18 protein-coding genes, 1 tRNA gene and 1 riboswitch are annotated in these 22,053 nt (G+C 61.3%); of the genes, 13 read left to right on the top strand and 6 right to left on the bottom strand.

What is annotated here, in order from left to right; translation table 11 throughout:
* Positions 1-325: 325 nt before the first annotated feature.
* Positions 326-402: transfer RNA gene (locus LKD23_RS03610), tRNA-Arg, on the bottom strand.
* Positions 403-668: 266 nt separating this feature from the next.
* On the opposite strand from LKD23_RS03610, the gene LKD23_RS03615 reads away from it, so the two are divergent.
* Positions 669-2,057 (top strand): TrkH family potassium uptake protein, encoded by a 1,389-nt coding sequence (locus LKD23_RS03615; protein WP_227620390.1) that lies wholly within the window; start codon positions 669-671, stop codon positions 2,055-2,057.
* Positions 2,058-2,108: 51 nt separating this feature from the next.
* Here the strand turns inward: LKD23_RS03615 and LKD23_RS03620 are convergent, their stop codons facing one another.
* Complete coding sequence (locus LKD23_RS03620) at positions 2,109-3,260, bottom strand: aldo/keto reductase (RefSeq protein WP_227620391.1); 1,152 nt, start codon at positions 3,258-3,260, stop codon at positions 2,109-2,111.
* Between the two features lie 497 nt (positions 3,261-3,757).
* Here LKD23_RS03620 and dusB point away from each other — a divergent pair, with 497 nt between their 5' ends.
* Positions 3,758-4,777, top strand: a complete 1,020-nt coding sequence (gene dusB, locus LKD23_RS03625; RefSeq protein WP_227620392.1) for a tRNA dihydrouridine synthase DusB — start codon at positions 3,758-3,760, stop codon at positions 4,775-4,777.
* Between the two features lie 3 nt (positions 4,778-4,780).
* Here the strand turns inward: dusB and yfbR are convergent, their stop codons facing one another.
* Complete coding sequence (yfbR, locus tag LKD23_RS03630) at positions 4,781-5,374, bottom strand: 5'-deoxynucleotidase (RefSeq protein WP_227620393.1); 594 nt, start codon at positions 5,372-5,374, stop codon at positions 4,781-4,783.
* 167 nt (positions 5,375-5,541) lie between these two features.
* On the opposite strand from yfbR, the gene LKD23_RS03635 reads away from it, so the two are divergent.
* The 3 genes from LKD23_RS03635 to LKD23_RS03645 all read left to right on the top strand — a co-directional run bounded on the left by LKD23_RS03635 (position 5,542) and on the right by LKD23_RS03645 (position 9,210).
* A complete protein-coding gene (locus LKD23_RS03635; protein ID WP_227620394.1) occupies positions 5,542-7,947 on the top strand; it encodes a YfhO family protein in 2,406 nt (801 codons plus the stop codon).
* 140 nt (positions 7,948-8,087) lie between these two features.
* Positions 8,088-8,282, top strand: a complete 195-nt coding sequence (locus LKD23_RS03640; RefSeq protein WP_227620395.1) for a DUF3873 family protein — start codon at positions 8,088-8,090, stop codon at positions 8,280-8,282.
* A 292-nt stretch (positions 8,283-8,574) separates the two neighbouring features.
* Positions 8,575-9,210 (top strand): ZIP family metal transporter, encoded by a 636-nt coding sequence (locus LKD23_RS03645; protein WP_227620408.1) that lies wholly within the window; start codon positions 8,575-8,577, stop codon positions 9,208-9,210.
* A 37-nt stretch (positions 9,211-9,247) separates the two neighbouring features.
* Here LKD23_RS03645 and LKD23_RS03650 read toward each other — a convergent pair whose 3' ends face one another.
* Positions 9,248-10,333, bottom strand: a complete 1,086-nt coding sequence (locus tag LKD23_RS03650) for a mechanosensitive ion channel family protein (RefSeq protein WP_227620397.1) — start codon at positions 10,331-10,333, stop codon at positions 9,248-9,250.
* Positions 10,334-10,475: 142 nt separating this feature from the next.
* A riboswitch (FMN riboswitch) is annotated at positions 10,476-10,596 on the top strand.
* A 142-nt stretch (positions 10,597-10,738) separates the two neighbouring features.
* On the opposite strand from LKD23_RS03650, the gene LKD23_RS03655 reads away from it, so the two are divergent.
* Complete coding sequence (locus LKD23_RS03655; RefSeq protein WP_227620398.1) at positions 10,739-11,338, top strand: ECF transporter S component; 600 nt, start codon at positions 10,739-10,741, stop codon at positions 11,336-11,338.
* A 110-nt stretch (positions 11,339-11,448) separates the two neighbouring features.
* On the opposite strand, the gene LKD23_RS03660 is transcribed toward LKD23_RS03655, so the two are convergent.
* The gene (locus tag LKD23_RS03660; RefSeq protein ID WP_227620399.1) at positions 11,449-12,867 is read right to left on the bottom strand and encodes an MATE family efflux transporter; all 1,419 of its coding nucleotides are present in this window, start codon (positions 12,865-12,867) and stop codon (positions 11,449-11,451) included.
* A gap of 301 nt (positions 12,868-13,168) precedes the next feature.
* Between LKD23_RS03660 and LKD23_RS03665 the strand changes: the two genes are divergently transcribed.
* The 5 genes from LKD23_RS03665 (at position 13,169) to LKD23_RS03685 (ending at position 17,711) form a co-directional block, all read left to right on the top strand.
* Complete coding sequence (locus tag LKD23_RS03665; RefSeq protein WP_227620400.1) at positions 13,169-14,116, top strand: MraY family glycosyltransferase; 948 nt, start codon at positions 13,169-13,171, stop codon at positions 14,114-14,116.
* A 270-nt stretch (positions 14,117-14,386) separates the two neighbouring features.
* Entirely contained in the window at positions 14,387-15,112 is a 726-nt protein-coding gene (locus LKD23_RS03670; RefSeq protein ID WP_227620401.1) for an amino acid ABC transporter ATP-binding protein, read from the top strand.
* A gap of 132 nt (positions 15,113-15,244) precedes the next feature.
* Positions 15,245-16,147: a transporter substrate-binding domain-containing protein gene (locus LKD23_RS03675; protein ID WP_227620402.1), complete on the top strand. Its 903-nt coding sequence runs from the start codon at positions 15,245-15,247 to the stop codon at positions 16,145-16,147.
* A 48-nt stretch (positions 16,148-16,195) separates the two neighbouring features.
* Positions 16,196-16,936 (top strand): amino acid ABC transporter permease, encoded by a 741-nt coding sequence (locus LKD23_RS03680; RefSeq protein ID WP_227620403.1) that lies wholly within the window; start codon positions 16,196-16,198, stop codon positions 16,934-16,936.
* Position 16,937: 1 nt separating this feature from the next.
* A complete protein-coding gene (locus LKD23_RS03685) occupies positions 16,938-17,711 on the top strand; it encodes an amino acid ABC transporter permease (RefSeq protein WP_227620404.1) in 774 nt (257 codons plus the stop codon).
* Positions 17,712-17,842: 131 nt separating this feature from the next.
* Here the strand turns inward: LKD23_RS03685 and LKD23_RS03690 are convergent, their stop codons facing one another.
* Complete coding sequence (locus tag LKD23_RS03690) at positions 17,843-19,411, bottom strand: ABC transporter substrate-binding protein (RefSeq protein ID WP_227620405.1); 1,569 nt, start codon at positions 19,409-19,411, stop codon at positions 17,843-17,845.
* Positions 19,412-19,746: 335 nt separating this feature from the next.
* Here LKD23_RS03690 and murD point away from each other — a divergent pair, with 335 nt between their 5' ends.
* On the top strand, positions 19,747-21,147 hold the full coding sequence (gene murD / locus LKD23_RS03695; protein WP_227620406.1) for a UDP-N-acetylmuramoyl-L-alanine--D-glutamate ligase: 1,401 nt from the start codon (positions 19,747-19,749) through the stop codon (positions 21,145-21,147).
* A gap of 77 nt (positions 21,148-21,224) precedes the next feature.
* The gene (locus tag LKD23_RS03700) at positions 21,225-21,902 is read left to right on the top strand and encodes a GNAT family N-acetyltransferase (protein ID WP_227620407.1); all 678 of its coding nucleotides are present in this window, start codon (positions 21,225-21,227) and stop codon (positions 21,900-21,902) included.
* The last annotated feature ends 151 nt before the right edge of the window (positions 21,903-22,053 follow it).

The raw sequence follows: 22,053 nt of genomic DNA on the forward strand, positions 1-22,053 counted from the left end.
TCTCACTTTGTGAGAGGTTTTCTTCGTTTGAACCACTTTGCACAGTGACCAAACACTTTTTTTGTTAGCAAGGTTCTGAAAGCATTTTTGAGCGATGTTAGCAAATTCGCGATTTTGTTTGCAACTTCCTCTAATTTCTGCTAACAAATGTTTGCAAGTTCCTTTGGTAAAAATCGAACCTCTGACTTACCGCCTTTCTTAGCAAAAGGCCAAATCTCGTTAGCAAATGTTAGCAAACCAAGGTTTTTTGCAAAAAAGCCACAAAAGCCGCAGAAATAAGAAAAGCCGAAAACCCTGATAAATCAAAGGTTTTCGGCGTGTTTGCTGGCGTCCCTGGCGGGATTCGAACCCACGGCCTTTCGCTTAGGAGGCGAACGCTCTATCCTGCTGAGCTACAGAGACATCTATTCAATTAAAATTGGTAACGATCACTTTTCATCGTAAGGCGGCCGGTAGAGCATAACCTTAGGAGGGGGACGCTCTATCCAACTGAGCTACTGAGACACACCACAAATATAATACCGCAAATGGAGCATAAAATCAAGTTGAACCGGAGAGAAAAAAGGTGTATCCTATAAGAAGAGGCTTCTGCGCTGGGGAACTTTGCGCGGAGGCGCAGAACGACTCGCCCCTCCGGCAGATGGCCGGAGGCGGCCCGGGAGGTTGCAATGGGAAAAACCAAAAAGAAAGAATGGACGCTCCGCCGCCCCAACAAGGGCTGGCTGGCGGGCAGCAGCGCAACGCAGACCATCTGCATCAGCTTCCTGCTGGTCATCGCGGTGGGGACGCTGCTGCTGACCCTGCCCATTTCCAGCAGGACGGGGCGGCTGGGGGTCATCGACGCGATGTTCACCGCCACCAGTGCCACCTGTGTGACAGGTCTGATCGTGCGGGATACATGGAGCCAGTTTTCGCTGTTTGGGCAGGTAGTCATCCTGATGCTCATTCAGGTGGGCGGCCTTGGCCTCGTCACCCTGACCAGCTTTTTTGCGCTGGCAGCCCGGCGGCGGATGGGCTTCCGCGACCTGCGGCTGCTGGGCGAGAGCGTCTCGGCAGATGGCCTGTCCAAGGCTACCGAGGTGCTGAAGATCGTCATCAAGCTGGCAGCAGCCTTTGAGGCCGTGGGCATCGTGCTGCTGCTCTTCGCCTTCGTGCCCCAGTTCGGCGCAGAGGGCGTGTGGGTCAGCGTGTTCACGGCCATTTCGGCCTTCTGCAATGCAGGTTTTGACCTCTTTGGGCGGTTTGGGGCCTATTCATCGCTGGTGCCCTACGTCAACAACTACTATGTGCAGGCGGTCGTCATGTTTATGATCATGGCCGGCGGCTTGGGATTCATGGTCTGGGTGGAGCTGGCGGAGTACCGCAAAAAGCGACATCTCTCCCTCCACGCGAAGGTCGTGCTGCAGTTCTCGGCCATCTTCTGGGTGGGCGGTGCGGTGCTGCTGGCCCTGTTGGAGTGGTCGAATCCCAAGACGATGGGCGGCCTGTCCGTCCCGAGCAAGCTGATGGCGGCTCTGTTCCAGTCGGTGTCCACCCGTACCGCCGGTATGAATACCATCGACCTCGCAGCGTGCAGCCCCATCAGCAAGCTTCTGATGAGTGTGCTGCAGTTCATCGGTGCGGCCCCCGGCTCGACGGGCGGCGGCGTCAAGGTGACGACCTTTGCGGTGCTCATCCTGACCATCCGCAGTGTGGCACAGGGCCGCGACGACTGCGTCATCGGCGGACACCACATCGAGTCCAAAACGGTCTACCGCGCACTGACTATCATCGTCCTCGGCGCAGTGGCGGCGTTCGGCTCGGCTGTCGTGGTCTACTATAACACGGCTGAGACGGTGTCGGTCATCGACTGTATCTTCGAGTCCTGCTCGGCGTTCGGTACGGTGGGCCTGTCGGTGGGCGTCACAGGGCAGCTGAACACCGGCGCAAAGCTGCTGTATATGGCTTGTATGTTCATGGGCCGTGTCGGCCCGGCGTCGCTGGCCATCAGCCTGACGGCCAAGCCCGACGACAACAAGCGGAAGGTGCTTCCGGTGGGCCACATCAACGTGGGCTAAAAAGAAAGGCGTTCTGCCGTCTCTCGGGACAGGCAGAGCGCCTTTCTTTTGTTATAAGCTGTCCAGCTCGGTCTGAAGCTTTGCGAGGGAGTCCCGGATGGGCAGGTGCTGGGGACAGACGGCCTCGCATTTGCCGCAGCGGACACAGTGACTAGCCTTTTCGGCGTCGGGGAAGTGGGCCGTCCACTGCTGACGGATGGCGTCCTTCTGGCCGAACATCCCCAGTTTGTTCCAGATGCTGAAATTGTCCGGGATGTCCACCCCCATCGGGCAGGGCATACAGTAGCGGCAGCCGGTGCAGCCGACCCTGATGTGGCTGCGCAGGATGTCGGCAGTCTGGTGGATGGCTGCATTCTCGGCGTCGGTCACGGGCCGGAACTGTCCGAAGGTGGAGAGGTTGTCGCCCAGCTGGTCCTCTGCACTCATGCCGGAGAGGACGACCTTCACATTTTTATGGCTGGCCACCCAGCGCAGCGCCCACGAGGCGGCGCTGGCGGCGGGGTCCAGTGCGCGCAGCGGCGCAGCGGCATCCGGCGGGAGCTGGGCCAGCGTGCCGCCCTTGATGGGTTCCATGATGATGAGGGGGACATTCCGCTCTTCGGTGAGGGCGTAGCCCCGGTCGCCTGCGATCTCTTCAGCCCGGTCGTCGGTGTCAAGATAGTTATATTGCAGCTGGCAGAAGTCCCACGGCTGGTCCCGCAGGATGTGCTCGAAGCCTGCTGCGTTGTCGTGGCAGGAGAAGCCGAAGCTGCGGATGCGCCCGGCGGCTTTCTGCTCCCAGAGCCAATCCACGATGCCCATCTCCTTGGCCGCGTCATAGCGGGCCTTGTGCAGGGAATGCAGCAGGTAGAAGTCGATGTAGTCCACGCCCAGCCGCTGGAATTGCTGCTCGAAGATGGCCTTGGCCTCGTCGAGGGTCTTACAGTTCCAGACAGGCAGCTTGGTGGCGAGGTAGAAGCTCTCCCGGGGCCATTTTGCGATGACGCGGCCCACGAAAGGCTCACTTGCGCCGCCGTGGTAGGGGAAGGCGGTGTCAAAATAGTTGACGCCCGCCTCCCGGGCTGTGTTCAGCAGTTTTTCGGCCCGCACCTCGTCGATGCTGCCGTCCGGCAGGGTGGGAAAGCGCATACATCCATATCCCAGCAGGGAGGTGGAGATGCTTCGTCCGGTGCCGTCTTTTTGGTTCCAGTTCCGATACTCCATAAGCCTTTGTCCGGCGGGGCCTGCCCGCCGCTCCTTTGGTTCTCAGTATAGCAGGAGAAGGCGGGATAGACAAGACGAACACCCCGGCCTGTGAGCGGACGGGGTGTTGTATTCGGGCAGAAAATATGATATTCTATAGATGCTGCATAGGCAGCACTGGTACTGTCTGCAATGTAGGTGGTCACGTCCCTCCGGCCCTGCGCCGGGGAGGTGAGCTTTCTGCTGTCCCCTGACGCATAGGCGAAAGGGGGGATGCTCCATGACATTTGAACAGGTCGTATTATTGCTCTCGCTTCTTGGCGGGGCGATCTACATCACGTTTCAAATCAGCTGGACTATTTTTAACGGCAAAAAGAAATGACCGCCCAAGCTCCCACAGCCAGCGGTCATTTCTTTTGACTTAATGCTGGAAGGACGCTGACCATTCGCAGACAGTGCCTTTCTTATTTACAGTATAGAGCTTTTGCAAGCGCTTGTCAAGCAAAACGAGGGATAAGATGGAACCTTTGAAGATCGGAAATATCACCCTGCCCCACCGGGCAGTATTCGGCCCGATGGCGGGCTTCACGGACGCGCCCTGCCGTCGGCTGATGGCCCAGCACGGCGCAGGCTTTACGGTCAGCGAGATGGTGTCCAGCCGGGCGCTGGTCTACCATGACCACAAGACGGTCAGCCTGCTCAAAGCCGAACCCAACGGTGCACCCTATGGTGTGCAGATCTTTGGCGAGGTGCCGGAGATCATGGGCGAGGCCGCAGCGGCCATCGAAGCATACCCCTTCGACTTTCTGGACATCAATATGGGCTGTCCGGCCCCCAAGATCGTCTCGGGCGGCGCGGGCAGCAAGCTGATGCTGGATCCTGACCTCTGCGGCCGCATCGTCGAGCAGGTCAAGGCCCACACCTCCCGTCCGGTGACGGTCAAGATGCGGAAAGGCTGGGACGCCGACCATATCACGGCAGTGGAGTGCGCGAAAGCCTGCGAACAGGCGGGAGCACAGCTCATCGCAGTCCATGCCCGCACCCGGGAGCAGATGTACGCTCCGGGCATCGACCCGGACATCATCGCCAAGGTCAAGGCGGCAGTGAAGGTGCCCGTGCTGGGCAACGGCGACATCCACACGGCAGAGGATGCCGTGGAGATGATGTCCCGCACCGGCTGCGACGGCGTCATGATCGCCCGGGGAGCGCTGGGCGACCCGTGGCTCTTTGAGCGGGTGAATGCCGCCATCGAGGGCCTGCCCGCCCCCAAGGAGCCGAATCTGCAGGCCCGGATGAACGCTCTCCGCCGTCAGGTGGAGGAGATGGTGGAGCAGAAGGGCGAGTATACGGCCATGCCGCAGGCCCGCGCCCAGACCATGCACTATATGAAGGGCCTCAAGGGCGCTGCCGCCCTCCGCCGCTGCTGCTGCACCCTGTCCCGTCTGGAAGATCTGGACGAGCTGATCGCGGCAGTATTCGAAGAGCAGCGCAAAGCCGGGCAGGACCCGGACGATGTGCGGGAAGTCCCCTTTCCGTAACGCCTATTCGCTGCGGGTCAGCTCGTCGAGGTTCTGGGTGAAGCAGGGCAGACAGTGGGCCATGAACCAGTCGGCCTCGGGGCAATGCATCCCTTCCAGCGCCTCCTGCTGCTGACGGAGCGCGGCGTCGAACTCATGGTTGCCGCTGCGCTGTTCCTCCATGCACTTGACGAGGGCCGAGAGCCGGTCGGCGGCTTTCAGCAGACGCTTTTCCTCGGCGGTCAGCAGGCTGCCGGAGATGAAGGGGCTGACCTCCTCGGCCAGCTCCGGCGGCAGCAGGCGGGTCATGGAAGCCACGCTCTCGGCTTCCAGCGCTTTGTAGGCGTCCCGCAGGCCGGGGCTGCTGTACTTCACCGGCGTGGGCATATCGCCGGTGATGATCTCAGGTGCGTCGTGGTAGAGCGCCGCCACCGCCACCGTCTTGGGGCGGCAGGGGGTGCCGGTGTACCGCCGCGCGATGAGGCAGAGGATGTGTGCCATCAGGGCGGTGTCACAGGTGTGCTCGCTGAGGGATTCCGGGCGGGTGGAGTGCATCAGACTCCACCGGGTGATGTATTTCATCCGCGCCAAAAGGGCGCTGAAGGGATATAGCTTCATGGCGGCCTCCTTGAAGTGTCTTTGAGAGGGTTATACCTGCCCGGCGGGCGAATGTCAAGCAAAATGTGAAAATTCTTTTTTTCCACACAGCCGCGTGCTATACTGAACGCGAAAACGATGCAGGCTCCGGGCCTGTGCCGCCCCTCCGGGCGGGGAAAGAGGATACGATGGACGATCTGAATCATCAGGCCGGGAGTGCCCGGCTTCTCAATATGCCGGGGCGGCGGGATCAGATGCTCCGCACGATGCTGCTCTGCGCGCTGACGGCGGCAGTGTTCTTCCTGCCGTTCTATCTCATAGATGGCGGCTTTTTCCACTACGCCGGCGATTTCAACAGCCAGCAGATCAGCTTTTACCGTTACATGAACGGCTTCATCAAGGGGGGCGGCTACCCCGACGGCATGGCCGGTGCGGCCCGGAACACCTTCTCGTGGGCCACCGACCTCGGCAGCGGTGCGATGAACGCCTACTCCTTCTATCTGTACGGCTCGCCCTTCTTCTGGCTGTCGCTCATCTTCCCCCAGAACTGGCTGCCCTACCTCATGGTGCCCCTGCTCATCCTCAAGTTCGCGGTGGCGGGCGGCGGCGCATACCGCTACCTCTGCCGCTACGTCCGCCGCACCGACTATGCGATGCTGGGCGCCTGCCTGTATGCATTCTCGGGCTTCAGCGTCTACAATGTCTTTTTCAACCACTTTGTGGATGTGGTGGCCCTCTTCCCGTGGATGCTCTGGGCGCTGGATGAGACGCTCTACGAGCAGGAAAAGCACTATGGGCTTTTCGCGTTCTGGGTGGGGGTCAACCTGCTCAACAACTATTTCTTCTTCATCGGGCAGGTCATCTTCCTTGTCATCTACTTTATCTGTAAGCTGACCGCCGGAGATTTCCCGATGAATCTCCGGCTCTTTGCCCGGCTGGCGTTCGAGAGCCTGCTGGGCGCGGCGCTGGGCTTCGTCCTGCTCTGGCCTGCCGTGCTGAGTCTGCTGCAGAACCCGCGCACCATCGATCTCTCGTCGGGATGGGGCTTCCTGACCTACTCGAAGGTGCAGCAGTATCTGGCCATTCTGCTGAGCTGGATCCTGCCGCCCGACTCGCCCTATATCACCTCCATCTGGTCGGAGGGCATCATCAAATGGACGAGTATGTCCGCCTACCTGCCCCTGTGCAGTCTGGCAGGCGCGATGGCCTACTGGCGGGCACGGCAGGGTGACAGCAAAAAGCGCATCGTCGCTGTCTGTGCCGTCTTTGCGCTGGTGCCGGTGCTCAACAGCGCCTTCTATGCCCTCAATTCCAGCTACTACGCCCGCTGGTACTATATGCCGGTGCTTATCCTCTGCGCCATGACGGCCTGCGGGCTGGAAAGCCCCGACATCACCGCCGACGAGCTGGACGCTCCGGCGCGGGGCATCGGCTGGCTGATGCTGGCGACGCTGGCGTTTGCTGTGGTGCCGGTGCAGGACAGCAGTACCAAAGAGTGGTCGCTGGGCGTTCTGCAGAATCCCGGCCAGTATTTCGTCGTTCTGGGCTTTGGTCTGGGGGGACTGGTGCTCTATCACTTCATCTGCCGCCGCTGGCGGGGCAGCCGGGCCTTTGCCCGCCGGATGACGGCAGCAGTGCTGGCCTTTGCCTGCCTGTTCAGCATGGTGCACATCGGTATCGGCAAGTTCGGCCAGTGGCACACGGACAGCGACCTTGTGGAGCAGTACACCTCGGCCCTCCAGCTGAAAGATGACCTGCCGGAGGGCGACTGGCGTGTGGACACTTATGAGACCCACGACAACCTCGGCCTCTGGCTCGACAAGAGCTGCCTGCAATACTTCGGCAGTACGGCCGCGCCCAGCATACTCAGTTTCTACCCGGCGCTGGGCGTCAAGCGGGATGTCCGCAGTGAGCCGGAGATCTCGAACTATGCCCTGCGGGGCCTGCTGAGCGTGAAATACCTCATCACCACTCCCGAAAAGCAGGAAGATTTTCTCGCCGCTGCCGACGAGGGGTGGGACTACTACGACACCCGGGACGGCTTCATGCTCTACGAGAACAAAAACTACGTTCCCATGGGCTTCACCTACGACTACTACATCACCGAAGAGGAGTACGAAGCTACGGTGAAGAACACCCGCTCGAACCTTCTGATGCGTGCGCTGGTGCTCAGCGAGGAGGATGCCGCAGTCTATGGCCAGTATCTCAAAAAGCTGCCCGAGGAGAAGCGGAACGACCTGTGGTATGACACCTATGTCTCCGACTGTGCCGACCGCCGGGCCTCTGCGTGCAGCGTGTTCCAGATGACCAACTCCGGCTTCCATGCCGAGATCGACCTCGGAAAGGAGGACCTCGTCTTCTTCTCCGTCCCCTACGACGACGGCTTCACAGCCTACGTCAACGGTCAGGAGACCGACATCCTCCGGGTGGATGAGGGGCTGATGGCGGTTCTGGCCCCGGCGGGGGAGAACACCATCGACTTTGTCTATCAGGCCGACGGCTTCTCGCTGGCCGGCAAGGTCTCGCTGGCCGGGCTGGCGGTGTTTGTGGTATACACGGGGTATTTTGTCTGGAAGAAAAAGAAACGCTGTTGAATCCCCCGCTGTCAATACACATTCTCCCTTAAAAAGCAAGGCGCTTTTTGTGGAAAGAGCGAATAGCCTCCCCGGCCAAAACGTGATAAAATGAACACGTTGTGCTGCCCAGAGCGGCCGGAAAGGAAGAGCGAAAAATCATGGAGCAAAGCTGTTTGATGCCGGGACAGGAACGATGGGAGTCGTTCCGGGATGCAAATGGAGTGTCGAAGATCCGCTATTCTTACTGCTCGCTGAAGGGGCGGCTGTTCCACTGCGTCAGCCGCAGCCGGGAAGAGGCCGAGCGGCTGTGCGAGGACTGGCTCGTGGGTCAGGACCGCTGCTACCGCAGCTGAAGAATGCTTTGGAAGGACTGCCGTGCACGGAGACGCTGCACGAGCTGTCGGAATAAGGAACGCTGTGCAGAAAAAAGCGGAGACCTCCCTGTCCGGGAGGCCTCCGCTTTCTGCATTCACACTCTCTCTTTCTGCCGCATACATCGGTGGGAAGGGGGAATGCAATGTGAACGTCTATCTGTTTACGGCTGTCATCCTGCTGCTGCCTGCGCTCTGCACCGCGCTGGGTGCGGCGGGGGTCTTTCTGGTGCGGCGGGCCGACGAGCCGCGCACCCGGCGGATGCTCTGCGGCATGGCGGCGGGCATCATGCTGGCCGCCAGCGTGTGGAGCCTGCTCCTGCCCGCCATCGAGCGGGCAGAGGCCGGGCCGCTGCCGGTCTGGCTGGCCCCGGCAGCGGGGCTTGTGCTGGGCGCTGTGGGCTTGCTGCGACTGGAAGAAGCCGCCGGGCGGCTGATGCACGGCGGCGGGAGGGAGCATGGCCGGATGGGCCGGGTCGTGCTGGCTGTGACCCTCCACAACCTGCCGGAGGGGATGGTGGTGGGCCTTGCGGCGGCGCTGGCGCTGCGGGGTGAGCCGGAGGCCGTCAGCGGGGCGCTGGCCCTTGCGCTGGGCATCGGCCTGCAGAACATCCCGGAGGGCGCGGCGGTGAGCCTGCCGCTGGCACAGGCCGGGCAGGGGAGGCGGAAAGCTTTCTGCGCCGGGGCTGCGTCGGGCCTCGTGGAGCCGCTGGGGGCGCTGCTGGCGCTGGCCCTCGCGGGCTGGGTCAGCGCCGCCCTGCCGTGGCTGATGAGCGCCGCCGCCGGGTGCATGGTCTGCGTGACGGCGCAGGAGATGATCCCCGAGGCCGTGGGGCAGGACGAACCGGCGGGCGTCGTCAGCGTGGTGCTGGGCTTTGCCCTTATGATGGCACTGGACATCGCGCTGTAACAAAAAATCCGATGCATCTGCATCGGATTTTTTAGGTTCAGCCCTCTTTTTCGAGATAGACCGTCGTGGAGGGAAAGGCAAATTCCACACCGTCGGCCTTCATCACGTCCATGATGTTCAGGTTCAGGTCGTTCTGCATCCGCAGGAAGACGCCGTAGTCGGCGGTGCGAAGATAGGCGGAGACCATCAGGTTGATGCTGGAATCGCCGAAGCCGGTCATCCGGACAAAGGCGGTGTCCTCGTAGGCGTCGGGGCTGGCTTTCAGCATGGCGGTCAGGTCAGCCATCAGCTTTTCCAGCTGGGGGCGGGTGGTGTCGTAGGTGACGCCCAGCGTAAAGCGGTAGAGCCGCTTGTTGCGGAGGGTGGCGTTGTTGATGGTGGCGCTGCTGACGGTGCTGTTGGTGAGGATGTAGACCGAGTTGTCCAAGGCCCGTACCTTGGTGGAACGGAAGTTGATGTCCACCACTTCTCCCTCCACCTCGCCGACGGAGATCCAGTCGCCGATGGAGAAGGGCTTGTCCAGCAGGATGACCACGCCGCTGAAGAAGTTCTTGGCCATGTCCTGCGCGGCCAGCGAGATGGTCAGGCCGACAAGACCCGCACTGGCCACGATGCTGCCCACAGGCAGGCCGCTCTCCTGCGCGATGGTCGCGCCGCAGAGCAGGACGACAACGATCTTGTAGGCCTTATCCAGCAGGGTGAGGAGGGTGCGGTTGGTGCGGACTTCCTCGCTGGACGAGGCCAGCAGGAGGGCTGCGATGCCGGAGGCGTGGTAGAAGCCGGTGCCGATGAGGAAGACCAGCAGCATCCGGTAGACCTTCAGCAGGAGGGCCGGGAAGCCGGGAATGGCCCACGGCAGGCTGCGCAGGGCCAGATAGATGCCGGTATACCACGCGATGCGGGCGGCGGGGCTGGCGAAGCTCTCCAGCAGGGGATGGGTAAAGGCGAAGTGCCAGCTGCGCTGCAACAGGCGGGGGAAGAGCTTTTTCCGGAGCCAGCGGCAGCAGACCCAGCCGACGAACAGCAGAGCCAGCGCACAGACGCACCGGGCTGCAAAGGCGAACCAGCCTTCCAGCAGCAGCCCGGCGAACGAAAAGCCTAAATCATGGATGGTAAAGATCATAAAAACAAATTCCTTCCGGACGAATAATGATGGAATCAGTATAGCATACTCCGGCCTCCGGCGCAAATCCGGGGCGGGTTGTTAAAAAGTTGAACAAAGGGGCTTGACAAGAAAGGGAGAGCGCGTTATACTCTGCCCAGAAAGTTCGTTTCAGGGCGGGGTGTGATTCCCCACTGGCGGTATAGCCCGCGACCACTCCCAAAGAGTGCTGACCCGGTGAGACTCCGGGGCCAACGGTATAGTCCGGATGCAAGAAACGGCAGACAAATCGGTTTGTTTGTGCGCGCCCTGTTATAGTGTTAGGCTATGGCAGGGCGCGTTTTCATTTGTCTTCCCGGTTCCGGCGCGTGCGAAAAGGGCTTTCCAGTCTTTATTGAGTGGGGCAGCTGCCCCGGGAGGAAAATTATGAGAAAAGATACGACCCACAACCTGACCGTCGCCGCTATGCTCAGCGCCGTGGCCTTCATCCTGATGTTCATCGAGTTCCCCATCCCGATGCTCATCCCGTCCTTCGTCAAGATGGACTTCTCCGACCTGCCCGCCCTGCTGGGTGCCTTCGCCCTCGGCCCGGTGTACGGCGTGGTCATCAGCTTCATGAAGAACCTGCTCCACATCGTCATCAAGGGCACCTCCACCGCCTGCGTGGGCGAGCTGTGCAACTTTATGCTGGGCGCTGTCTTCTCCGCTGTGGCGGGCTTCATCTACAAGCGTCACAAGAGCCGCAAGACCGCCATCCTCGGTGCGCTGGCGGGTGCCGCCGCAATGGCCGTCTTCAGTGTACCCTCCAACTACTTCATCACCTACCCGGCCTATGTGGAGTTCTACCATATGCCGCTGGAAGCCATCCTCGGGATGTATCAGGCCATCCTGCCCTCGGCGGACAGCCTCATTAAGTGCCTCGTCATCTTCAACCTGCCCTTCACGCTGGTCAAGGGCCTGCTGGATGCCGTGCTCTGCATGGTCATCTATAAGCCGCTGTCGCCCATCCTGCATGGCCGCAAGTAATCAAGTAATTAAGTAAGAAAGAAAAACCTCTCAGTCAAAGCCTTCGGCTTTGCCGCTTCTCCTACCGAGGAGAGGCGGCATCGCAAAGCGATGACGGAGAGGTTGTTTTTTTATTGCAAAGCGCCCTTGTCGAGCCACTTCCCCCTTGCAAGCCGGAGGAGGAAGAGCACGCCCCGGATGCAAAGCTCGAGGCACATGGCGGCCCAGACGCCCACGAGGCCCAGCCGAGGGGCCAGCAGGAAGGCGAGGGTGAGCCGGATGCCCCACATACTGAGGAGATTCAGCAAAAAGCAGGCAGTGCTGTCGCCTGCGCCCTGCATCGCGCCGCTGGCGACGATGCTGGCACCGAACATCGGCTCGGCAAAGGCCTCGATGCGCAGCACCCGCGCACCCAGCGCGATGACGGCGGCGTCCGCCGTGAAGATGCCCATGAGGGCCGGGGCGAAGAGCCAGAGACCTACGCCCGACAGGGCCATGATGGCTATGCCCATCGCCGTGCAGAGCCATGCGAACCGCTTGGCCATGTCCCGGCGGTGGGCACCGACAGCCTGCCCGATGAGGGCGATGGAGGCGTCCTGAATGCCGTAGCCCGCCATATAGCAGAGGCCCTCGGCGCTGACGCCGAGGCTGTTGGCGGCGATGGCTACCGTGCCGAGGCCCGAGACGATCCGGACAAGGAGCACCTGCGCCGAGGAGAGGGCTGCGCGCTCTGCGGCCAGCGGTGCGCCCACCCGCCAGAGGTTGCGCAGACAGGCGGAGGTGATGCGCCAGCTGCCGGGCTTACGGATGCAGAGCGGGCCGTCCCGCAGCAGCAGGACGCCCAGCGCCAGCAGACCGCCCACGACGGTGGAGAGGGCCGTGCCCAGCGCTGCGCCCGGCACGGCGAGGCCTGCGCCCCAGACGGTAACGCTCTGGCCGAACAGCACCAGCTGCCGGGTGGGGTTGATGAGGAAGAAGTTGAAGACCACATCCAGCGCGCAGACCAGCACGCTGATGAGGCCGGGGGTCAGGGCGTCGCCGGTGGCCCGGAGCATGGCAGTATACATCCCCATCGCCATGGTGAAGGGGAGAGCCGCTGACCAGATGGCAAAGTAGGCGCTGGCGTTGGCCTGAAGGGAGACGTCTGCCCCCAGCCACCCGGGCAGAAAGCGGCTGATGCCGACGCCGAAGACCGCAGCGCCGAGCCCCAGCATCAGGTTGAAAAGCATGGCCTGCCGCAGCACGCCCCGGGCGTCCTGCTGGCGGTCGGCCCCGAGGTACTGGGCGATCTGGATGGAAAATGCTGTGTACAGCCCCACGAGGATGCCATGGAGCAGCCATGTGCTCGAGCTGACGATGCCGATGGCGGCGGTGGCCTCTGCGCCGATGTGGCCCACCATGGCGGCGTCGATGTACTCCATGGCCGTGACCACCAGCTGTTCCAAGATGGACGGGATGCTCAGGGTCAGGGCGATGCGGGCAGTATCGGACAGCGGGATGTCTTCGCCCTGCCGCATCCGGGCGGAGATCTGCTCCAAAGAAAGTGTCATGTCGTCTCCTGTTTCGTTATGGTTGAATTTGCTCTCCTATTATAAGTAAGAGGCTGAAATTTGTCAAACCAGCAGCTTCCGTGATGAAATTGATTCCGCATTATAACATCCCCCGGCCGGGGGATGCAGTCACCGCAGGTGACGAATGGGGGCGTCTGTACCGGAAGTACAGTTTTAAAGGGCGAAGGTCCTGGCATCGGCAAAAGCGGGTTACAGCTTTTATGACCGGGTGATTGATTTTTTGGCCCCGGCGTGATACACTCTCGGAGTAAGAAGAATATCATTGAAAGAGGTTTAAAATATGCTGCAGCTTATTTCAGCCACCGGCCAGCAGACCGTGGACGCGCTGGCGTTCCTGCTGGCGTTTGCCCTGACCGCCCTGATGGACTCGGTCTTCCACGACAAGCTCCCCCACGACCATGGCCGTGCTTTCGCGGTCAACGGCGAGCTTTCCAAGGGCAAGGCCCGGGGTTCGGGACTCATCTTTGTGCTCTGCATCGCGCTGGTGACGCTGGCGGTGGTGCCTTTTAAGGTGGAATACCTTATTTATACTGTCCTGCTCATCGCCTCCATGCTCTCGGGCTATTTCGATGACGCCTCCGAGACGGCGTGGAACGAGTACAAGAAGGGACTTATCGACTTTGTCATCGCAGTGGTGGCGGGTGTCACCTACCTGAACTTCAACAGCACGGCGGTGCACTTCCTGAGCATGACCTTCGCCATCCCGTACCCGCTCTACCTGCTGCTCATCGTCATCCTCATCTGGGCCAGCATCAACGTGGTCAACTGCACCGACGGCGTGGATGGCCTGTCTGCCAGCCTTGCGGTGGTGAGCATCGGCACCTTCCTGCTGGCCTACGGGGAGGAGCTGGGCGACTACTCCACCGCAGCCATCGTCTTCATCGGTGCGCTGCTGGCCTACCTGTGGTCCAACGCCAAGCCCTCGAGCCTCCTGATGGGCGACGCCGGCAGCCGTGCGATGGGCTTCTTCCTCGCGATCCTCGCCCTCAAGAGCGGCCATCCCTTCGCCTTCCTGCTGGCGGCACTGGTGTTCATCGTGGACGGCAGCCTCGGCATCCTGAAGATCAGCTTCAAGCGCTTCCTGCACATCAGCATCCTCCGGAACACCCTCACCCCGCTGCACGACCATGTGCGCAAGCGTCTGGGCTGGAGCGATGAGCAGGTGGTGGCCCGCTGGCTCATCCTGCAGGCCGTTGCGTCGGCACTACTCCTGCTGATGGTTCGCTGATTTACGGATTTTAAGTATGATGTTTGTGCAGCTTTCCAAAATGCAGATAAGACCGTTCAGATTTTTGTTGCACTTTATGGATTGAAAGTTGAACGGAAAAAGACTATACTTTAGCTAACGAAAGCAAAGGCGCTTAAGTGAACGTGTTCACTTTGCGCCTTTTTTGTTTTTTCGTTTTTGTGTGCGGTCCGGGAAAGCCGCACTGGATGCGCTGTTCGTGGCGCTAGAGCACGGACGACAGAACTAGGATAGGGAAAGGCGGGGATCACAGTGATCAAACTCGAACACGTTGACAAGTATTTCGGCGACCTGCACGTCCTGAAGGATGTGAATCTTGAGGTGGCCGAGGGGGAAAAGCTGGTCATTATCGGACCGTCCGGCAGCGGCAAATCCACGACCGTCCGCTGCATGAATTTTCTGGAAGAGCCGACCAGCGGCCACGTCTACATCGACGGTCAGGAGCTGACCAACAAGAACAAGACCAAGATCGTCCGCGACAACATGAGCATGGTCTTCCAGCAGTTCAACCTCTACCCCCACATGACGGTGCTCAAGAACCTGACGCTGGCTCCCATGAAGCTCCACCACAAGACCAAGGAGGAAGCGGAGGAGCTGGCATATCATTATCTTGAGGTCGTCGGCCTCCGGGATAAGGCGGATGTCTACCCCACCCAGCTGTCGGGCGGTCAGCAGCAGCGCATCGCCATCGCCCGTGCCCTCTGCGCACAGACCAAGATCATCTTGTTCGACGAGCCGACCTCGGCCCTCGACCCGGAGACGATCCAGGAAGTGCTGGACGTCATGGTGCGGCTGGCACACGAGAAGAACATCACGATGGTGGTCGTCACCCACGAGATGGGCTTCGCACGGAATGTCGCCGACCGGATCGTCTTTATGGCGGATGGCCAGATCGTAGAGGAGGGCACGCCGGAGCACTTCTTCACCAACCCCAAGAACGAGCGCGTCCGGCAGTTCCTGAGCAAGATCGTCCGCTGAGGACGAACATCACAAAGGTTGACACGGCAGGGACTCACAAGTTGTGGTGAGACGCCGTTGTTGATAACAGGCCGTTTCGGAGCGGACAGGGAAAGCCGCTCGGGCCGAAAAAACAAAGAGGAGTGGTTTATTATGAAAAAGATCTCGCGTCGTGATTTCCTGAAGGTCACTGGTTTTGTGGGCGCTGCGGCTGCCCTGACCGCCTGCGGCGGCTCCGCAAGCTCTACCGCAGCCTCTACGGCATCTTCTGCCGCCGGCAGCACGGCCGCCTCTGCCGCAGCGCTGGGCGCTGACACGCAGGCCATCGTGGACCGCGGCGTCCTGAAGGTCGGCGTCAAGAACGCCGTGCAGGGCTTTAGCTTTCAGGATACCCTCACCGGTGAGTACACCGGTCTCGAGGACAGCCTTGCAGAGATGATCGCAGAGCACCTCGGTGTGGACGTGGAGTTCACCACCGTTACCGCCGCCACCCGTGGCGAGCTGCTGGACTCCGGCGACATCGACGCTGTTCTGGCCACCTTTACCATCACCGAGGAGCGCAAGAAGACTTGGGACTTCTCCACCCCCTACTACACCGACTACGTCTCCGTTCTGGTGGAGGATTCCACCGGCATCAAGGGTCTGGCTGACCTGAAGGACAAGGTCGTGGGCGTCTCCTCCGGCTCCACCTCCGCCCGTGCACTGGTCAAGGCCATGATCGACGAGGGTGTGCTGGACGGTGCAAACTTCGACGCCGACACCTTCAACGCCGACACTTGGAAGGACGGCATCTCCTTCCGTCAGTACGACGACTATCCCGCCATCAGCACCGCACTGAGCGCAGGCGAGGTGCAGGGCTTCTGCGTTGATAAGTCCATCCTCGCCATCTACAAGACCGAAGGCCGCAGCTACATTGACGCCGAGTTCAGCCCGCAGGAGTACGGCGTCGCTACCAAGAAGGGCAGCGACTTCTCCACGGTGTGCGACGACCTCATCAAGGGCTGGCTGGCCGATGGCACCATCGATCAGCTCATCAAAGACAACGGTCTGGGCTAAACCCGGATCTTCCAGAACAAAGAGAGTGTAGGGAAAGGAGCGCTTGCCATGTCTGGCTTGTTTTCATTGGATTCCTGGTCCACCGTCTGGACACATCGGGAGAGCTTTCTGCTGGGTCTGGGCAACACGCTGCAGACGGCTGTCTGCGCACTGGCGCTGGCCTTTATCATCGGTGCTGCGCTGGGTCTGATGTCCACCAGCGGCAATAAGCCGCTGCGCATCGTCGCCCGCATCTATGTCGAGTTCGTCCAGAACACCCCGCTGCTGCTGCAGCTTTGCTTCCTGTATTATGCGCTGGCCTTTGCAGGCGTGAGCCTCGGCGTCATCCGCACCGGCATTATCGCGCTGGGCGTCTACACCGGCGCTTACATGGGCGAGGTCGTCCGCGCCGCCATCGAGTCGGTCCCCAAGGGCCAGTTCGAGGCCGCACAGGCACAGGGCTTCAGCTATCTGCAGCGGATGGGCTACATCATCCTGCCCCAGAGCATCCCCGTGATGCTCCCTCCGATGGTCAATCAGGTGGTGAACCTCTTCAAGAATACCTCCTGCCTCTACATCGTGGGCGGTGCTGACCTCATCAGCGTGACCTACAGCTTCGTCACCGGTGCTTCCACCGGCGGCGCATACGCCCCCGCTTATATCGTCTGCGGCGTCATCTTCTTTGTGGTCTGTTTCCCGCTGTCCACGCTGGCAGCCCGCTGGGAAGCCTCCCTCAAGGAGCGCAAGGGCAGCGTGAACGCAAACCTCAAGACCGCCAACAAGAAAGTGGAGCTGAAGGAGGCTGCCTGATATGAAAACGCTTGCTGCAAGCCTTTCCATCCTCACGAAGCAGGGCGTCATGCTCTACCTGCTGCGGGGTGTGGCCTTCACCTGCATCATCTCGGTGCTGGGTGTCATCATGGGCCTCATCGTCGGCTCTCTGCTGGCGCTGGCCCGCACCTACTGCAAGAAAGGCCCGTCCCGCATCCTCGGCTGGTTCGCTACGGCTTATATCGAGCTGTTCCGCAACACGCCCTACCTGCTCTGGATCTTTATCTGCGTCGTGTTCTGCCCCTGCCCGGACTTCTTCGCCCGGAAGATGTTCGGCCTGACCAGTGTGGAGATGAAGCTGCTGTTCAAGGCTGCTCTGGCCCTCATCCTTTTCAACTCCTCCGTCATCGCCGAGATCGTCCGCGGCGGCCTGAATGGCGTGTCCAAGGGCCAGTTCGAGGCCGGTTATGCACAGGGCTTCAACACCGTTGAGGTGCTGCTGTACATCGTCCTGCCGCAGGCCTACCGCAACATCGTGCCCACCCTGCTCAGTCAGGTCATCACCACCATCAAGGACTCTTCTTATCTGGCCAATGTGGCCACCATCGAGCTGATGGCCCGCATCCGTCAGCTGCTGAGCGCCGCAGGCACCTACAACGGCCTTGGCACGGTGAACGTCTCCGACGTCATGGTGCTGTTCGGTGCGGCCTGTGTCATCTACTTCGTCATCAACTTCACGTTGAGCTGCGTGGTCCGTTCGATGCAGAACCGCCGCAAGAAGGCTCTGGTCTTTGCCCCGGCAAAGGCCGCATGAATCATCAAGCCCTAATCCAATTTCCCATTTCCCAATTATTCACCTATCATTGTTCTGTCAATGCCAAAGACGCCCGGCGGGGGATACCGCCGGGCGTCTTTGGTGTTATCGGGATAGTATGCTGAGAGCGGTCAGCTCTTTGTCGCGTAGGTCACATCCAACACCGGGCCGAAGGGGTCGAAGACCAGCCCCTTGATGCCGTTGGCGAGGAGCAGGCGCTTCTGCTGGGTGAAGAGGGGAACGGCCACGGCCTGCTCAAGCAGCTGGCGCTCACAGGCGGCCAGCAGAGAGCAGCGGGTGCTGCCGGTGGCTGTGGCGCTGGCCGAGAGCTGGGTGGTGTAGAGGGCGTCGCTGTAGCCGGTCAGCCCGCCGCCGGTGGGGGAGAACTGGGCCAGTGCGGCGTAGACGCTGCCGCCCTCGGCCTGTACAGGGGCCAGCGCGATGGTGTAATCGCCGCTTTCGAGCCGCTTCTGGAACTCCTCCGGCTCCACCTCCTCTACCGAGAAGAAGAGGGAAAATTCCTTCTGCCATGCGCTGTTGATCTGCTCGGCGGCGTCGCTGAGGCCGCTGCCGGAGGGCAGAAGCAGGGAGATGCGGCCAAAGTCTGCGGGGGAGACGCCGCCGTCCCGGGCGGCGATGTAGAGGCTGCGGGGGTCGCCGAGGGCTGGGCGGACATCGCCTGCCGCCTGCCGGTAGTCGATGCCGTCCACAGTCAGGCCGTCGGGGATGAGGCCCTTGGCCTCCGCGAACAGCCCGCCGTCTGGTACTTCCACTGCCGAGACCGCTGCGCTGGCCAGCGCCTGCCGCAGCTCGGTGGAGGCGAAGATGGAATTGCAGTTGAAGAGCAGCGACCATGTGGTGTCGGAGTAGGTCACGCTCTGGAGCGAGGTGGGGGTGCCGCTGTCGTCGAGGGCGGCGGTGCACTTCTCGTTGCGGATAAGCTCCTCGGCGGACTGGCCGGAGTTGTTGGTGTTTTCCACAAGGCGCAGGCTGTCGATCTGCTCCCCGGAGGCGGCCCGGCGAAGGAAGAGGCCGCCGGACGTCCAGTTGTAGAGGTAGAAGCTGCCGCTGGAGAGGGTGGAGGCGCTGGTCAGGCCGTAGGTGCCCCGGGTGCTGTTGAAAAACTCCTCGTCGCAGGGCATCGCGCCGGGCAGCGTCAGCTTGGAAAGGAAGGTCTCGTCGGGAGTGGAGAGGCGGAACACCAGCTGCAGAGGCTCGGGGGCAGAGACGCCCAGCGCACTTGCGGGCATCTGCCCGGCCAGCACGGCGGCGCTGTTCTCGAGGGCGGAAAACTCCACGGCATAGGGAGAATTTGTTCCGGGAAGGAACATCCGCCGGAACGCAAAGGCGAAGTCCTCGGCGGTGATGGCGTAGTCGGTGGCGCTGCCCTTTGCGGCGGTATAGGTCAGACCGTCTTTCAAATAAAATGTATAGGTGCGTTGGTCGGCGGACACCTCCCACCGTTCGCACAGCTCGGGGGCCAGCTGGCCGTCCGGCGTGCGGCGGACGAGGCCGCTGTAGAGGTTCTCGCAGGCGATGACGTCGGCGGCGCTGGATGCCACCTGTGGGTCGAGGTTCGCGGGGATGGAATCCACGAACCATGTAAAGCTGTTGGAGCCGGAGCCGCAGGCGGTGAGGCTCAGGACAAAAAACGCAGCCAGCAGGGCTGCGATAAGGCGAAACTGTCTCAAGAAATGCATCCTTCCGGGCCGGTGGCCCTGTTTGTCATAAAAAGCAGGTTCAAAGATCGGCCTGCACCCGGCCGGGCACAGGGAGACTCTGCGGTCGATGGGGCGCAATGCTGCTGATGCTGCGCCAAAAATCAGAGTTATACTAAGTGTAGCAGAAACGAAACGAAAAGACAATCGACATTTTGTTGATTTGGGCGGACATTTTGTTCCAAGGTTTGGGGTTTTCCGTTGCCAAGCGGGCACAAATGGTCTATAATGGAGGACGGCAATGAATTTTCTCCTGCGGCGGCGTGCGGCGGGGGACGATCGTAATATATTTATATTTATAGAGGAGGGCCTTTTTTATGCAGAAGGAACAGCAGGAGCTTGCAAACCTCATCAAGGGCAAGAAAGTTGCCTTTATCGGCGCGGGCGTCAGCCATAAGACGCTCATCCGGGAGTTCGTGGAGCTGGGGGCGCAGGTCACGCTCTGTGACCAGAAAAAGAGCGTGGAGGAGTTCGGCGACTACGCCGCCACCATCAAGGAGCTGGGCATCCGCCTGAGCCTCGGTGAAAACTATCTCGACGACTTCAAGGGGCAGGACATCATCATGCGTACTCCGGGCTTCGTGGGCTATTTTGAGAAGCCGCTGCAGGACGCGATGGCTGCGGGCACGATGGTCACGAGCGAGGTGGAGCTGTTCTTCCAGTTCTGCCCCTGCGAGATCGTGGCCGTGACCGGCTCGGACGGCAAGACCACCACCACCACCCTCATCTCCAAGTTCTATGAGGCCGCAGGCCGCAGGGTGCATCTTGGCGGCAACATCGGCGCCGCCCTGCTGCCCATGCTGCCTGAGGTCAGCCCCGACGATGTGGCAGTGGTGGAGCTGTCCAGCTTCCAGCTCATCAGTATGCACCAAAGCCCCGACATCGCGGTGGTCACCAACGTGACCCCCAACCACCTCGACCACCACAAGGATATGCAGGAGTACATCGACGCAAAGCGGAACATCCTGCTCTACCAGAAGCAGCCCTGCCGCGCGGTGCTGGGCTATGAGAACGAGATCAGCCGCTCGATGCAGAAGGACTGCAAGGGCACACAGGTCTGGTTCACCCGCCTGCACGAGACGGACAACGGCGCATTCCTGCGGGACGACGGGATGCTCTGCATGGCCGAGAACGGCGTCGTGACCCCCTTCCTCGCCCAGAAGGACGTGAAGCTGCGGGGCCTGCACAACATCGAGAACCTGCTGGCCGCTGCCGCAGCCGTCTGGGGCGAGGTACCTGTGGAGGCCATCCGGCTGGTGGGCAGCAGCTTCACCGGCGTGGAGCACCGCATCGAGCCGGTGCGGGTGCTGGACGGCGTCACCTATTACAATGACTCCATCGGCACAAGCCCCACCCGCACCATCGCCGGCCTGCGCAGCTTCGACCAGAAGGTCATCCTCATCGCAGGCGGCTACGATAAGCATATCCCCTATGAGCCGCTGGCCCCGGAGATCACCGCCCATGTCAAGGATCTGGTGCTGATGGGTGCCACCGGCCCCCGCATCGAGAAGGCTGTGCGCGAGGACCCGAACTTCAACGAGGCTGAGCTGCCCATCCGGCACGCCGACAATATGCAGCACGCCGTGGAGCTGGCCCGCGCCTGCGCAAAGCCCGGTGACATCATCATCCTCTCGCCGGCCAGCGCTTCCTTTGACCTCTACCCCAACTTTGAGGTGCGCGGACGCGAGTTCAAGAAGATCGTCAACGCCCTCAAGTGATCGCACAGGTCAAAACGTCCCGCCAGCGGCAGCGGTTTCTTAACGCCTGCCGAAAAAAGCTCTGTCTTGGGGCCACGATGCCGCTGGCGCTCTCACTCTTCGGCAAAAGCCAGCCGGGCCGCTTCTTCGCCGGGCCGACGCTGGCGCTGGATGTGGGCGGCAGCACGGCATGGCTGGCGGGCCACGCCAACCCCGACGAGCTGGCGGGATTCCTGAACTTCTGCGGCTGTGAGGCCGTGGTGCTGGACGAAGCCGAGTGTCCGCCGCCCACAGGCTGGAAGCGGGCCAAGACTCTCTCAGTCTTCGGCCTCCCGCCGGGGCGGCAGCTGCCTCTGCCCGAAGCAGACGCCGCCCTCTGGCAGAGCCTCGAAAAGAACACCGAGCCTGCGGCCGGAAAGACAGCGGAGATGCTCTTCCCCGACCGCCCCGGCAAACGGGATGATTTTTACTCTGAGCTGTGTTCCAAGCGCAGCCGGGGCCTTGCCCGGGTCTGGACGCTGGAACGGGAGGGAGAGATCGTCTGCACCGTGGGAGCCTATGCGCTGGCGGATGGGCAGGCCTATATGGCCTGCGGCGAGACGGCCGAGGCCCTGCGGGGGCGCGGCATCGGCGGGCGGCTCATCGTTGGGATGGCCAATGCCCTCTCGGCAGAGGGGTGGATGCCCGTCTTTCTGTGCAGCCCCGAGCGGGTGCATTTCTATACCCGACTCGGCTTTGAAAAGCTGGGGGAGTATGCAAGGTACACGTCGCAGTGAGTTTTTTGGCTCAAATAAAGTGCGGTGGAGCTGCGCGCTGCAGCGCGGATTAAATTGCTCTTGCGGTAGGGCTTAGTTCTCTTTTGCGTGCCAAAAGAGAACCAGAAAAGCACCCGCTACTTTCGAGGCGCGGGAGGCACGAATCAAGGGC

The sequence above is a fragment of the Faecalibacterium butyricigenerans genome, assembly GCF_020687345.1.
Taxonomy (GTDB): domain Bacteria; phylum Bacillota; class Clostridia; order Oscillospirales; family Ruminococcaceae; genus Faecalibacterium; species Faecalibacterium butyricigenerans.